Below are 13,855 nucleotides of genomic sequence, written 5' to 3' on the forward strand. Positions count from 1 at the left end.
TTTTATTTATTATCTCCTCTTTTTTTAAAGCGAGGATCGTGTTTAGAAATAAACGTTGTTCTTCGGCTTGAATTTTGAGCAGAACCTTGAGTAGAGCTTCTGTTCGAATTTCTGTTCTGATTTTCAACTTTCGGAAGACTTGCTTCTTCTGTTTTGCTAGAAGGCTCAATTAATTGATTTAATTCTTTAATCTCAGCATCGGTTAAATCGCGATAACGGCCAACCGGAACATCCAAAGAAATATTGATGATTCTAATACGTTTTAAGGCCGTAACTTCATAACCCAAATATTCAGACATTCTTCTGATCTGACGGTTTAATCCTTGAGTTAAAATGATCTTGAAAGTGTATTTGCTAATTTGCTCTACTTTACACTTCTTAGTAACCGTATCCAGAATTGGAACACCATTTCCCATACGCTGAATAAAACGTTCTGTAATAGGTTTGTTTACCGTAACTGTATATTCTTTTTCGTGGTTGTTTCTTGCACGAAGAATTTTGTTTACAATATCACCGTCATTGGTCATAAAAATCAATCCTTCACTGGCTTTATCCAATCGTCCAATTGGAAAAATACGTTTGGGATAATTTATATAATCAACGATATTGTTTTTTACTTCAAGATTTGTTGTGCATTCAATTCCGACAGGTTTATTGAAAGCCAGATAAACCATTTTTTCGTTTTTCTCTACGATTAATTTTCCATTAATACGTACTTCATCATCTGGAGAAACTTTAGTCCCCATTTCAGCCACAGCGCCATTTATTGTTACGCGTCCTTCTTCAATTAATTTATCAGCTTCACGACGAGAACAATATCCCGTTTCACCAATAAATTTATTAAGACGTTTTAAATTTTCTTCCATACTGCAAAAGTAGCTAAAAGTTTAGACATCTTAGAGTTTTAGATTTCAGATTGTTTTGAATTTCATACCATTTTGTCATCCTGAGGAACGAAGGATCCCACAAGAAACTCCGCAATCAAAATCGCCAGTCTTTGTCGATTTACGAGTGCGATTCTTCGTTCCTCAGGATGACAAGTTTGTGTAAAACCTTTGTCCATTTGCACCCTTGAGCCTTAAGAATGAAATTCCTTGCTGTCTTCAGGAGTTTCTTTTCTTTCAAACATTCCGTAATCACGAACTACGGTTGCAATTCGTAAATGATAATCTTTGAAAACTTCATTTCTTCCTTTGGCTTGTGCTGCACGATGCATCTCGAGATTTCTCCATTGCTGTATACTTTCTTCATCTTTCCAAAAAGATAAAGACAAAATTTTTCCAGGATCAGCTAGACTCTGAAATCTTTCTATTGAAATAAAACCATTAATGTGACTTAATTCGGGCTTTAAATTTGCAGCGATATCTAAATATTCTTCTTTTTTTCCTTCGTTGGGAATGACTTCAAAAATTACAGCAATCATTTTAATTTTAGATTTTAGAGTTCAGATTTTAGATTTATGGAAAAACTTTGTGCCTCTGAGCCTTTGCTACTTTGAACCTTCGGCAAAAAGAAACTCAATCACTTTATCATACAATTCGTCATCATGCATTCCGTGACCTAAACCAGTGGTTTCAATAAACTGGCTATTTTTCCAATTGCTTGCTATTTTTTGCCCTTCGGCGAAAGCTACAATTTTATCAGAAGTATCGTGAGCAATAAATCCAGGAATAGTAAATTCGGATGCAAATTTCTGTCCTGAAAAATCTTCTAGTTTAAAGTTGAAGCGATTTATGAATTTAGTTTCTAAAAGCGGAAGCATTTTTCTGTTCAAACTCAACATTGCGATATAATTATCAATCAAAGTTTTTAAATCAGAAGGAGCGCCAAGAATAACCATTTTGCTGATGCTGGTATTCGGAAATAAATATTGGTGGTAGACACATGCAGCACCACCGATCGAATGTCCAATAATAATTTCTGGCTGATATTTCTCGACTGCTTTATTGATAAATTCGGCATAAAGCGGAACATTAAATTCTTTTCCGCTGCTTTGTCCATGAGCAGGAGCATCAATTGCAATAATGGTACTTCCTGATTTTTGAAGATGCGGTAAGGTTTTTTTCCAGCGCGAGGCATTGCTTTCCCAACCGTGAACCAAAAGTATCTTGGTCTGATTTCCTTTCCAAATGTAAGTTTGAAAATGGTGTTCGTTATGATGAAACGTTTCTGTTTCTGTATGTCTCAAAACTTTTGGCAGCTCTTCTTTTTTTAATCTGCCAATTCTAGGTTGACTGAAAAGTGCATAAGAAAGTTCCATAGCTTTTTGCGGACGCACATAACTCAAAAAATTAATGTAAGATCCAACTGATTTTAATGTGATGAACCGAATTCCTTTTTTAATTCCCAAAACTTAAATTTTTTCTAAAGGTAAAAAAAGGTCTGCCACGAATTACACATATGACCGCGAATTTTTTACTCTCAGTATTATAGATAAAAAAATAATTAGTGAAATTTGTGTAATTGCTTCGCCTGTTCGCTATCGCTCGAGTCGTGGCGAAAAAAAGCAAAAAAAAAGTCCCGATTTAATCGGGACTTGATATTTAGAATTTTGCGAACAATTGTTCCATTTTTTCTTTTTCTTCTTCAGCTAATTGCGTATCAACTAAGATTCTTCCAGAGTGCTCATCAGTGATGATTTTCTTTCTTGAAGCAATTTCAACCTGAGTTTGAGGTGGAATTGTGAAGAAAGATCCAGCAGAAGCACCTCTTTCGATAGAAACTACAGCCAATCCGTTACGAACACTGCTTCTGATTCTGTTGTAAGCAGCCAATAATCTGTCTTCGATTTGTGCTGCATACTCAGCAGATTTCTCAGTTAAGAAAGTTTCTTCTTTCTGAGTTTCAGCCATAATAGCATCTAATTCAGATTTTTTATGTTTTAAATGAGAGCTTTTAGCATCAAGTTTTTCTTTTAAGTTAGAAATAACTTCTTTTTTGTGCTCAATAGAAGCTTTCATTTCTTTGATTTGCTTTTCAGCCAATTGAATTTCTAATTCTTGAAATTCAACCTCTTTTGTCAAAGAATTAAATTCTCTGTTGTTACGTACTGATTCTTGTTGTTTTGTGTACTTTTTAATCACCTCTTTATGCTCCTCAATAGCAATTTTCTTTGCTTTGATTTGCTCCTCAATCACTTCAAGTTCACCTTTCAGTTTCTCTGAACGAGTGCTCAAACCTGCAACTTCATCTTCTAAATCTTCAACCTCTAAAGGAAGTTCTCCTCTAACGTTTCTGATTTCGTCAATTCTAGAGTCAATAAGCTGTAAATCGTATATTGCTCTTAACTTGTCCTCAACACTTAATTCTTTCGTATTCGTCATATTTTATAAGTACTTAACTGGATTTGTATTTTCTTCCGATAAAATGATTGCAAAATTAAGAATTTTTTTTCGAAGATAATCAACAATATAATTTTTTGTATAGCGTTCGCTCTCAAAATGACCAATATCTGCCAAAAGTAACTTGTTTTCAGCTTCATAAAACTGATGGTACTTCAAATCGGCAGTCAAAAAAGCATCTGCTCCAGCGCTTATGGCATTTCTTATGGCAAAACTTCCAGAGCCTCCTAACACAGCGACTTTTTTAATTTTTTTTCCTAAAAAAGCAGAGTGGCGAATTCCATCGGCAATCATTTTTTCTTTTACAAAGTGAAGAAAATCTTTTTCATCCATTTCAGTTTCAAATTCGCCAACCATTCCTAAACCAATATTTTGATGGGAATTTTCAAGATTGTAAATTTCATACGCTACTTCTTCATAAATGTGGTTTGCAAAAAGCGCTTTTAGAATGCGGGATTGCAAATGTTTTTCAAAAGTAACTTCAATTTTTATTTCCTGAGTTTTGGTCAATTCATGGCGTTTGCCAATAACCGGATTGCTTTCAGAATTTCCTTTGTAAGTTCCAGTTCCTTCAGAATTAAAACTGCAATTGTCATAATTGCCAATTGTTCCTGCACCAGCCTCAAATAAGGCATTTCGAACTTTATCGGCATTATCTGGAATGGTATAAGTGACTAGTTTTTGAATGAAATTGTTTTTAGGAACTAATATTTTAGTATTTGTCAAGCCTAAAGCATCGCAGAAAATTTTATTCACTCCTTGCGAATGATTATCCAACGCTGTATGAACAGCAAAAATGGCAACATCATTTTTAATGGCTTTTAAGATTGCTCGCTCTACATAATTTTTTCCTGTAATTTTTTTGATTCCTGAAAATAAGATAGGGTGGAAACAAACGACTAGATTGCAGTTTTTTGTAATAGCTTCATCAATTACATTTTCTAAGGCATCGTGGCAGACTAAAACTCCCGAACATTCCGTTTCTGAGTTTCCGACTAAAAGCCCAACATTGTCAAAATCTTCGGCGTAAGCCAAAGGAGCCATTTCTTCAAGAACCGATATAATATTTTTGATTTTCATTTTAAGATTTGTTTCAAGTTTTAGGTTTCACGTTTCAAGTTCTTTGACTTGCGCCAAAACCTCGAACAAATTAACGAAAAAAAATACAGTTTCATAAATCTGGCTATTGAGTGTCTTCATGAAGCGATTTGATTTTGTATATTTGCGTAATTAATAAAATATTAATTGTTAGTAATTTATTAATTGTAAGGTTATAATTTAATTTAGTAAGTCATGACTACAATAAAAATTAACGAACGTACGAAGACAGGAAAAGCATTTATGGAAATGTTCGAAGCTTTTTTTAAGGGTCTTGATGGCATTGAAGTTGTCGAAACGAATGAATATGGGCAGGTTAATGAAGAACAGAGTACTTACAATCCAGAGTTTGTAGATATGGTTTTGAAATCTGCCAAGGATAAAAAAAGTACAGAAATAAATCCTAATGATGTATGGGGAAGTTTAGGATTGAAATAAAAGAATTAGCTAAAAAACACATTATTCAGCATTATAAATCAGGAGATAAAAAGAGTATTAAAAATATCGAGAAAATTCTTTTAGAGCTTTCTGAAACGCCTTTTGAAGGAATAGGAAATCCCGAGCCTTTAAAGTATGAACTTACTGGTTTTTGGTCGAGACGAATAAATCAAAAAGACAGAATGATATATTATCTAGAAGATGATACAGTGACAATTTTTGTCGTTTCTGCAAAAGATCATTATTCAGATAAATAATTCTATGAACATACTTCGAAAATTACTTTTTCCATTTGCCATTCTATACGGATTCATAACTTCAGTCCGTAATTTTCTTTTTGATAAAGGAGTTTTAAAATCTACTTCATTTGATTTGCCAGTTATTGCAGTTGGAAATTTGAGCGTGGGCGGAACTGGAAAAACACCACAAATAGAATATTTAATCCGGTTATTGTCTGATAAATATAAAGTGGCAACCTTGAGCCGTGGTTACAAGAGAAAGTCGGAAGGTTTTGTTTTGGCGGATGAAAATTCGAATGCTGAAATTCTGGGAGACGAACCTTTTCAGTTTTATCAAAAATTTCCAAATGTTATGGTCGCGGTTGATGCCAATCGTACAAACGGAATTCAGGAATTACTTTCGCAAAATGAAAAACCTGAAATCATTCTGCTAGATGATGCTTATCAGCACCGAAAAGTAAAAGCCGGATTTTATATTTTACTGACTTCTTATGGAGATTTGTATGCAGATGATTTTATGCTGCCAACAGGAAATTTGAGGGAGAGTAGAAGCGGTGCAGAAAGAGCCAGTATAGTGGTTGTTACAAAATGCCCGAAAATTTTAACGGAAGAAGAGCAAGCTAAGATTAGATTAAAGTTGAAGTTGAAAAGCAGTCAGCAAGTCTTTTTTACTTTTATAGATTATGATATGGTCATTTATGGTAAAAATGAAAAAATTGCTGTTGGAGAAATTAAATCAGAATCTAAGCTGTTGTTGGCCGGAATTGCAAAACCAAAACCGTTTTTTGATTACTTAAAAAATGAAAATGATGAATGTCTTACTTTTCCGGATCATCATCATTTTTCGGATAATGATCTAGATGTAATTCGAAATAAAGCCAACGGAAGAAAAATAATTACAACCGAGAAAGATTACGTGCGATTAAAAGACTCCGAATTGGTCGATCAACTATATTATTTACCAATAAAAAGCTCCTTCATTAACCACCAGCAAGACTTTGATACTACAATTTTAGAGTATATAGAAATTTGTGTCTAAAAAACTTAGTCCCGATAGCTATCGGGATAGCATCTCAGAACCTTAGCTAATCAAAAAACTTAGCAATAGTGCTGTAGAAATCGTCTGGGACAAAAGGTTTTGTAATAACATCATCCATTCCGAAAGAAAGAAGCATATCTCGATTTTCGTCAAGCGAAATTGCTGTTAAAGCAATAATTGGAGTAGCTTTGTCAAATTCGCGAATTAATTTCGTAGCCGTCGTTCCGTTAATTCCAGGAAGATGCACGTCCATTAAAATCATATCAAAACGTTTGATTTTTAAAAGCTCGACCGCATCTTCTCCATTGTCAACAATCTCACAGGTAATGTTTTTGTTTTCAAGCATTTTACGAGTGATCATCTGATTGATTTTGTTATCCTCAATCAATAAAATAGATTTGTTTTTCAATTGTTTGTCTTTATAAGGTTTTACTTCTTCGATTACTTCCAATGGTTCGTTGTTAATTTTGAAGTTTAACTTGAAGGTGAATGTAGAACCTTTTCCAACTTCACTTTTTAGTTTTATCTCTCCTCCTAAAAGTTCTATCAATTTTTTTACAATAGTAAGACCAAGTCCAGTTCCTCCATACTTTCTATTTACTTCAATAGACCCTTGAGAAAAGCTTTCAAATACAGTTTGGAGTTTGTCTTCAGGAATTCCGATTCCAGTATCGACAATTTCAAAATACACTGTCGCGTTATCTTCTTCTTGCGAATACAATTTAGCAATAACATTTACATGTCCGTTCTGAGTAAATTTTAAAGCATTGTTGATTAAGTTGAGGATGATCTGAGATAATTTGGTAGGATCCCCAATTAAATTGTCAGGAATCGCTTTGTCTATTTCTAAATTAAAGTAGTTTTTGTTGGCAGTCGCCAGCTCTTTTAACGAACTTTGAATATTAAAAAGTAACTCTTTCAAATTAAAGCTGATATTTTCAATTTCAGCTTTAGTCGAATCAATTTTATTTATTTCTAAAATTTCATTGATGAAAGTGGTTAAATAATTTCCAGAGAATTTTAGAGATTCTAAGTATTTGAGCTGTTTTTTCTTTGGTTTGTCTTCAAGTAAGATATGTGTAATTCCATTAATAGCATTCAACGGCGTCCGGAGTTCATGACTAACAGTAGACAAAAACTCAGATCTGGCTTTGGATGCTTTTTCGGCTTTGTTTTTGGCTAAAATTAATTCTTTGTTTTTTTCGCGAAGCAATAAATTGTTTTGGTTTCGTATGATATTGTTTTTGTACAATGCCAAACTCAAGAGTGATAAAATCGAAATTAAGGCAATCGCCAAAATGCTGACTAACTTAGAATAGCGATAGGTTTTAAGCTGAAATTTTTCTTCACTTTCTTTTTTAAGCGTATTGTTTATGGATTGATTTTTTTTGAATTTTTCATATTCATCCAAATCAACTTTTGCATTTTTTACTCTTAATAGATAATTTTCAATCTGATAATGTTCGTCTAAATAAGAATAGGCCAGATCGTAATTTTTGTTTTGTTTGTAATATTGGCTTATCGCTAAAACTATTTTTGCTTTTTTTTGAAGGTCATTGATTTTAGCATTATAATCTAAAGCTTTGTCAAAGTATACAATAGCCGAATCGTTTCTTTTAAGCTGGCTTTCAATTAAGCCAAGCTGATAATAGGCATCTGCTTTGGTTTTTATATTGGCATTGCTGTCGGGTTTTTTAGCAATAGTCTTAAAAGTTTTTGTTGCCGATTGAAGATCATTATTGGTCTTATACGCTAACGCTTTCTGATAATCTAAAACTTCGGCGTTGTCATTTATATTCAGTTCTTTTAGTAAATCCTTTGCTTTCGTATAATAAATAGCTGCAGTTTTATAATCGCCTTTGGCAGTATTGGTTACACCAATATAATGCAAAGCCAAAGCCTTTGTGCAGCTTGGCTTTAAGGTGTCAAATAAAGAAACGGTTTTGTGAAAGTTTTTTAAGGCGTCTTCAAATTTTTTCTGATTGTAATAAATTTTACCAAGCTTGAAAGTCTGATTGGCTAGATTCTCTTTTTTGCCATTCTCTTCACAAAAATTAATTGACTTTTCTGTGTAAAAAATGGCCCGATCGTACTTTTTACTGTTTAGATTAGTATTGGCAAGCTTGTTATAATAGGTCACGCTATCCGTATTCTTTTTGACTTGAGAATACAAAAACGAGTTAAAAAAACAAACAATAATAAAAAGACAGTATTTCATGTATGGCAATGCTTTTACAATGAATCTTATTATTCTCTTATCAGTAAAATTAAATCAATCAATCTTGATGAATAGCCAATCTCATTATCATACCAGCCTACAACTTTTACCATTTTATCAATAACCGAAGTTAGCTGAGCATCAAATAAACAAGAATGTGTATTGCCAATTACATCAACCGAAACAATCGGATCTTCGGTATAATCTAATATTCCTTTTAAATTTGTTTTTGAGGCTTCTTTAAATGCTTTATTTATTTCTTCAATGCTTACAGCACGTTTTACATTGAAGGTTATGTCTGTTAATGAACCGTCTGGAACTGGGACTCTGATGCCACAGCCACCCATTTTATTGTGCAATTTAGGAAAAATTTTTGTTAATGCCTTAGCTGCACCAGTAGTTGTTGGAACAATCGACTGACTGGCGCCTCTCGCACGACGTAAATCCTTATGTGGTTGGTCGTGAAGACTTTGGTCTGTCGTAAAAGAATGTATAGTGGTAATGTAAGCCTGTTCAATTCCACACAATTCTTCAATGATTTTAATCATCGGAGCGGCATTGTTTGTGGTACAGCTCGCATTTGAAACTATATCTTCGTTTCCATCCAAAATATGTTCGTTTACACCAAGAACTACTGTTTTTATAGTATCAACTTCTGAAGGAGCCGAAAGAATTACTTTTTTTGCTCCAGCTTCAAGATGCGCATTTAATTCTTCATGCGTTTTATATTTACCTGTCGATTCGATTACAATATCAATCGAATGCGATTTCCAATCTATATTTGAAATACTTTTTTCGTGAAAAAAGAAAAAATGCCTTCCGTCTACAATAATGCTATTTTCGTCATGACTTACTTCATAAGGCAAAACTCCATGAATACTGTCATATTTAATTAAATGCGACATGGTTTTGTTGTCTGCAATGTCATTTATAGCAACGACCTCGATTTCAGGGTGATTTAAAAGCAAACGGAATAAGTTTCTTCCAATTCTTCCAAATCCATTAATAGCAATTCTTGTTTTCAATGTTTTGTTTATTCGTTTAACTATTTAATCGTTTAATCAGTTTTACAATTAAACGATTAAACAATTAAACTTTTTTATAAAATATGTTTTTGTGCTTTATATGAAGAACGAACAAGAGGTCCGCTTTCTACATGTCTGAAGCCTAATTCAAGACCAAATTTTTCATATCTGGCAAATTGTTCAGGTGTAATAAACTCTTTTACAGGAAGATGTTTTTTACTTGGCTGTAAATATTGTCCAATGGTAACAACGTCAACATTTGCATTTCTTAAATCAGTCATAGTTTGGAAGACTTCTTCTTCGGTTTCTCCAAGACCAAGCATGATTCCAGATTTTGTTCTGTTGATTCCTTTTTCTTTCAAATAACGAAGCACTTCTAAGCTTCTGTCATATTTTGCCTGAATACGAACTTCGCGAGTCAAACGTCGTACCGTTTCCATATTATGAGAAACCACTTCAGGATTTGCTTCTACAATACGATCAAGGTTTCTTTCGATTCCTTGAAAATCTGGGATCAAAGTTTCAAGAGTAGTTTGAGGATTCATTCTTCTGATAGCTCGAACAGTTTCCATCCAAATGATAGAACCACCATCTTTAATATCGTCTCTATCAACGCTAGTAATTACAGCATGTTTAATATTCATAATCTTAATAGAACGAGCCACTTTTTCAGGTTCATCCCAATCTACTGTCTCAGGTCTTCCAGTTTTTACACCACAGAATCCGCAAGAACGTGTACAGACATTTCCTAAAATCATAAAAGTTGCAGTTCCTTCGCCCCAGCATTCTCCCATGTTTGGGCAGCTTCCAGAAGTGCAAATGGTATTTAAACTATATTTATCAACTAAACCTCTAAGTTCAGTATATTTTTGTCCGATAGGTAATTTTACTTTTAACCACTTAGGTTTTGTGGTTTGTGTATTTTCAGTGACTGTTTCCATATATCAATGTTCAAAGTACAAAGATACGGAATGTAGTTTATTTTGAGATGTTTATTTGCTTTTCCTTTACATATCATATTTGTGGAAGAGATTGAGGATAAGTTGAATCAAGTGTTAATAAATTGGTTTTAAATATATTTCAAGCTGATTTTTTTTATCTGTATTTAATAATTTGATATTCGATCTGGTTTTTCTGAAATATAAAAGTTCAGTCTTAATCTGTTACAATTTTGGCTTCTTTGGAACTTGCAAAATTCGCGCAATGGTAATTTTGCTGTTAATTTAACAGTTTTAAAACCATGAAAAAGAGAATTATTGTATTGGGAACTTTACTTGCAATTTTAAGTTTTACCAAAACAAATGCGCAAATACTTTCAGATAAAACTATGGGAGCTTTAGGTAAAGGTATCTCTGGATTTACTTTTAGTGATGCAGATGCCGCTGCTTTAGCCAAACAATCTATTGCAGAATTGGATGCAAACAATCCAGTTGCCGACCCAAAAGATGGGTATTCAATTCGTTTAAATCGTTTGTTCGGAAAACATACCACTAGTGAAGGGGTTACTTTAAATTATAAAGTGTATTTGGTAAAAGACATTAATGCTTTTGCATGTGCCGACGGAAGTGTTCGCGTGTTTGCAGGTTTAATGGATATTATGGATGACAACCAACTGCTAGCTGTTATAGGTCATGAAATAGGACATGTTGTTAATCACGATACAAGAGATGCGATAAAAGCAGCGTATAAAAAAGAAGCTTTATTAGATGCTGCATCTTCTCAATCCGGAAAAGTAGAGACGCTTACCCAATCTCAATTAGGGCAAATAGGAAGCGCTATGATTGATAGCAAACATAGTAGAAAACAAGAATCTGAGGCAGATAATTTCTCATATGATTTTATGAAAAGAAATGGTTATGATGTGAATGCTGTAGAATCAGCTTTTAGAATTCTTCAAAATTTAAGCGAAGGTTCTGAAGCATCTTTTATGGCTAAGATGATGAGCTCGCATCCAGATTCTGGAAAAAGAGCAGATGCAGCAAAAAAGAAAGCAACAAAAGAGGGGTTGTATCATGCTTATGAGCAGCAGAAAATTGTAAATACAGCTCCTGTAACTGCGACAAAAAAGACATCTACAACAACAAAGAAAACAAGTACAGTAAAAAAGAAATAAGCTACACATGATTCAAAAACCGGTAAACCTAAAAAGTTTGCCGGTTTTTTCTTTTAAGCATAGGATTAAAATCGTTTGTATATTGATTATCAGCTCATAAAAATGTTTTATCTTTATTTGTTGAAAAACAAGTTTTGCGTGAAATTAAAATAGCATTTTGTTATGCTACATTTGTTGTTAAATTGTAATTATAAAAAAAATATGAAAAAGAAATTTATAATAGTAGGACTTTTATTTACAGCATTTGGTTTAACTAAAATGACTGCACAGATTAATTTTGGAGATAAAGCAATTGGGGCAGTTCAGAAAGGAGTTACCGGTTTTACTTTTAGTAATGCCGACGCTGCAAAATTATCTAAAGAGGCAGTTGATAAATTAGATGCAGAGCATGAAATTGCTGGACCAACTGATGGTTATACTCTAAGATTAAATCGTGTTTTTGGGAAACATGCAGCAGGAGATGGATTTACTTTAAACTATAAAGTTTATAAATTGAAAGAAGTGAATGCTTTTGCAACCGCAGACGGAAGCGTTCGTGTTTATTCTGGATTAATGGATATTATGGACGATAATGAATTGATTGCTGTAATCGGACACGAGATCGGGCACGTAGCAAACAACGATTCTAGAGATGCCATTCGTGCAGCTTACCAAAAAGAAGCATTAATGGATGGAGCCGCTTCTCAATCGGTAACTGTGGCAACGGTAACAGATAGCCAGCTTGGAAAAATAGGAAGTGCCATTATTGATAGCAAATATAGCCGTAAGCAAGAATCGGAAGCAGATTTGTTTGCTTACAATTTCATGAAGAAAAACGGATACAATGTAAATGCTGAAGAATCTGCTTTTAGAATTTTAGCAAAAATGAGTGAAGGTGCTCAAGCTTCATTTATTGATCAAATGATGAGTTCGCATCCAGATTCTCAGAAAAGAGCTGATGATGCTAAGAAAAGGGCAGAAAAAGACGGCTTGTATAAACCTTATGTACAGCAAAAGATTGTAAATACAGCTCCCACTGCTAAAAAGACAACTACAGCCAAAAAGAAAACAACGACGACAAAAAAGAAATAAGCGTTATTTCTTAAATTATAAAACCCAGCAAATTTCTGTTTGCTGGGTTTGTTTTTTTATCCTAATACATGAAAAGCTAGAATCTTCTGCACTTCATAAACATTAACCGATTTATTGAATTGTTTTACAATACTTGGGTGCTGTTCGCTAGAAATCCAGATTTTTAATTCGGCATCTAAGTCAAAAGTACCTGCGGTTTCAACGCTAAATCTTGTGATGCTTTTGTAGCCAATAGATTTGTATTCTGTCTTGCTTCCCGTGATTCCTTGTACATCTACTAAGATTAATCTTTTGTTGGTAAAAATGAAAGTGTCGCGGATAAGTTTGAAACCCATTTCGATTTCTTCATTTGCAGTTAAAAGCTGTCCGTATTTTTTAATTAAATCTTCTTGGCTTACTGAACCTGCATTGCCAAGAATGGCTGAAAATATTCCCATTACTCTGTTTTAATTTAGTTAAAATGATTTCCGTTTTGAGGGAGTAAATGTAGTGGATTTTGTTAATTTTTATGGATTGATTTGAATTTAATTATAGATGGAATTGTTGTTGTTGCAATTAAAAAAGATGCTATAAAAGTGACAACTAAATTTCCAAAATTAAAAGCTTTTGGATTTATTGTAAATCTCATAAATAAAATTGCTGCGGTAAATAAAATCACAGAAATCCAATAGAACTTATTGATTGAAGCTGGAGAAGTAAATTTTATTGGAAGCCTAAAGAAAATTATTAATAGGATAACAGCTCCAATAAATGTGCTTGAATGCTGAGCTATTTTCCATAACGGAATTTCTGTTCCAAAGATAGATATCGTGTTTTGTAAAGCTGTAATTTGATTGACAAAATAACCGTGTTTGTGTGTAAAGGCATCCCAGAAAATATGAGAAAATATTCCAATTAATAAAGAGATTAATACAGCAGGCCAATTTCTTTTAAAATAAATATTCCAGTTAAAATCTGTAAAAACCAGAATTCGACTTCTGATAAATGCAGGGAGATTTTGAAATAATAGATTTCGGGTTAGATTGTGAAAGAGAAAAGCCAGTAAAAGGGCAAGGGGCAAATCAAACCAAAAAATGCCGTATAAAGTGTGACTGTAATCGCTTTTAACTTTCATTCGCAAAAAATATTCAAAATCTGGCGTTAAGCTGCCAATTACTAATGCTGTTATAGAGAACCATGATTTTGGCAAATATCTCAAAGGAAGAATTATTGCAGGATGGGAAAAAGTGAAAGGCATTAAGTTGTTTTTTGGTTTTGATTTAGGGATTAAATG

General features: G+C 33.4%; 15 protein-coding genes. 5 read left to right on the forward strand and 10 right to left on the reverse strand.

All coding sequences use genetic code 11. From position 1 onward, the window contains the following. Positions 1-2: 2 nt before the first annotated feature. The 5 genes from rluF to DM397_RS22715 form a co-directional block, all read right to left on the reverse strand. On the reverse strand, positions 3-866 hold the full coding sequence (rluF, locus tag DM397_RS22695) for a 23S rRNA pseudouridine(2604) synthase RluF (protein WP_111379973.1): 864 nt from the start codon (positions 864-866) through the stop codon (positions 3-5). Positions 867-1,078: 212 nt separating this feature from the next. Continuing rightward, entirely contained in the window at positions 1,079-1,423 is a 345-nt protein-coding gene (locus DM397_RS22700) for an antibiotic biosynthesis monooxygenase family protein (RefSeq protein WP_111379975.1), read from the reverse strand. A gap of 66 nt (positions 1,424-1,489) precedes the next feature. Then, the gene (locus DM397_RS22705) at positions 1,490-2,350 is read right to left on the reverse strand and encodes an alpha/beta fold hydrolase (protein WP_111379977.1); all 861 of its coding nucleotides are present in this window, start codon (positions 2,348-2,350) and stop codon (positions 1,490-1,492) included. Positions 2,351-2,543: 193 nt separating this feature from the next. After that, positions 2,544-3,323, reverse strand: coding sequence for a zinc ribbon domain-containing protein (locus DM397_RS22710; RefSeq protein WP_091496387.1), 780 nt, complete (start codon positions 3,321-3,323; stop codon positions 2,544-2,546). 3 nt (positions 3,324-3,326) lie between these two features. Beyond that, positions 3,327-4,421, reverse strand: a complete 1,095-nt coding sequence (locus DM397_RS22715; RefSeq protein ID WP_111379979.1) for a Nif3-like dinuclear metal center hexameric protein — start codon at positions 4,419-4,421, stop codon at positions 3,327-3,329. A gap of 213 nt (positions 4,422-4,634) precedes the next feature. Between DM397_RS22715 and DM397_RS22720 the strand changes: the two genes are divergently transcribed. Genes DM397_RS22720 through lpxK form a run of 3 tightly spaced genes read left to right on the forward strand, consistent with a single transcriptional unit; the run spans position 4,635 to position 6,155 of the window. Continuing rightward, entirely contained in the window at positions 4,635-4,877 is a 243-nt protein-coding gene (locus DM397_RS22720; protein ID WP_111379981.1) for a DUF2683 family protein, read from the forward strand. Beyond that, complete coding sequence (locus DM397_RS22725; RefSeq protein WP_111379983.1) at positions 4,853-5,134, forward strand: Txe/YoeB family addiction module toxin; 282 nt, start codon at positions 4,853-4,855, stop codon at positions 5,132-5,134. Before DM397_RS22720 ends, DM397_RS22725 begins: the two co-directional genes overlap by 25 nt. Before the next feature lie 4 nt (positions 5,135-5,138). Then, positions 5,139-6,155, forward strand: coding sequence for a tetraacyldisaccharide 4'-kinase (gene lpxK, locus DM397_RS22730; RefSeq protein WP_111379985.1), 1,017 nt, complete (start codon positions 5,139-5,141; stop codon positions 6,153-6,155). 46 nt (positions 6,156-6,201) lie between these two features. On the opposite strand, the gene DM397_RS22735 is transcribed toward lpxK, so the two are convergent. The 3 genes from DM397_RS22735 to lipA form a co-directional block, all read right to left on the reverse strand. Then, complete coding sequence (locus DM397_RS22735) at positions 6,202-8,373, reverse strand: tetratricopeptide repeat-containing hybrid sensor histidine kinase/response regulator (RefSeq protein WP_111379987.1); 2,172 nt, start codon at positions 8,371-8,373, stop codon at positions 6,202-6,204. A gap of 29 nt (positions 8,374-8,402) precedes the next feature. Beyond that, entirely contained in the window at positions 8,403-9,398 is a 996-nt protein-coding gene (gap, locus tag DM397_RS22740; RefSeq protein WP_111379989.1) for a type I glyceraldehyde-3-phosphate dehydrogenase, read from the reverse strand. Between the two features lie 74 nt (positions 9,399-9,472). Next, positions 9,473-10,339 carry a lipoyl synthase gene (gene lipA / locus DM397_RS22745; RefSeq protein ID WP_111379991.1) on the reverse strand — a complete coding sequence of 289 codons (867 nt, stop codon included), beginning with the start codon at positions 10,337-10,339 and terminating at the stop codon, positions 9,473-9,475. A 299-nt stretch (positions 10,340-10,638) separates the two neighbouring features. Here lipA and DM397_RS22750 point away from each other — a divergent pair, with 299 nt between their 5' ends. After that, positions 10,639-11,511: a M48 family metalloprotease gene (locus DM397_RS22750; RefSeq protein WP_111379993.1), complete on the forward strand. Its 873-nt coding sequence runs from the start codon at positions 10,639-10,641 to the stop codon at positions 11,509-11,511. A gap of 201 nt (positions 11,512-11,712) precedes the next feature. Beyond that, positions 11,713-12,582: a M48 family metalloprotease gene (locus DM397_RS22755; RefSeq protein ID WP_111379995.1), complete on the forward strand. Its 870-nt coding sequence runs from the start codon at positions 11,713-11,715 to the stop codon at positions 12,580-12,582. A 56-nt stretch (positions 12,583-12,638) separates the two neighbouring features. On the opposite strand, the gene DM397_RS22760 is transcribed toward DM397_RS22755, so the two are convergent. Continuing rightward, positions 12,639-13,019, reverse strand: a complete 381-nt coding sequence (locus DM397_RS22760; RefSeq protein ID WP_095929421.1) for a PH domain-containing protein — start codon at positions 13,017-13,019, stop codon at positions 12,639-12,641. A 62-nt stretch (positions 13,020-13,081) separates the two neighbouring features. Continuing rightward, positions 13,082-13,819 carry a DUF4184 family protein gene (locus DM397_RS22765; RefSeq protein WP_111380294.1) on the reverse strand — a complete coding sequence of 246 codons (738 nt, stop codon included), beginning with the start codon at positions 13,817-13,819 and terminating at the stop codon, positions 13,082-13,084. Positions 13,820-13,855: the final 36 nt, after the last annotated feature.

It is taken from the genome of Flavobacterium nitrogenifigens, assembly GCF_003254565.1.
In the GTDB taxonomy this organism is placed as follows: domain Bacteria; phylum Bacteroidota; class Bacteroidia; order Flavobacteriales; family Flavobacteriaceae; genus Flavobacterium; species Flavobacterium nitrogenifigens.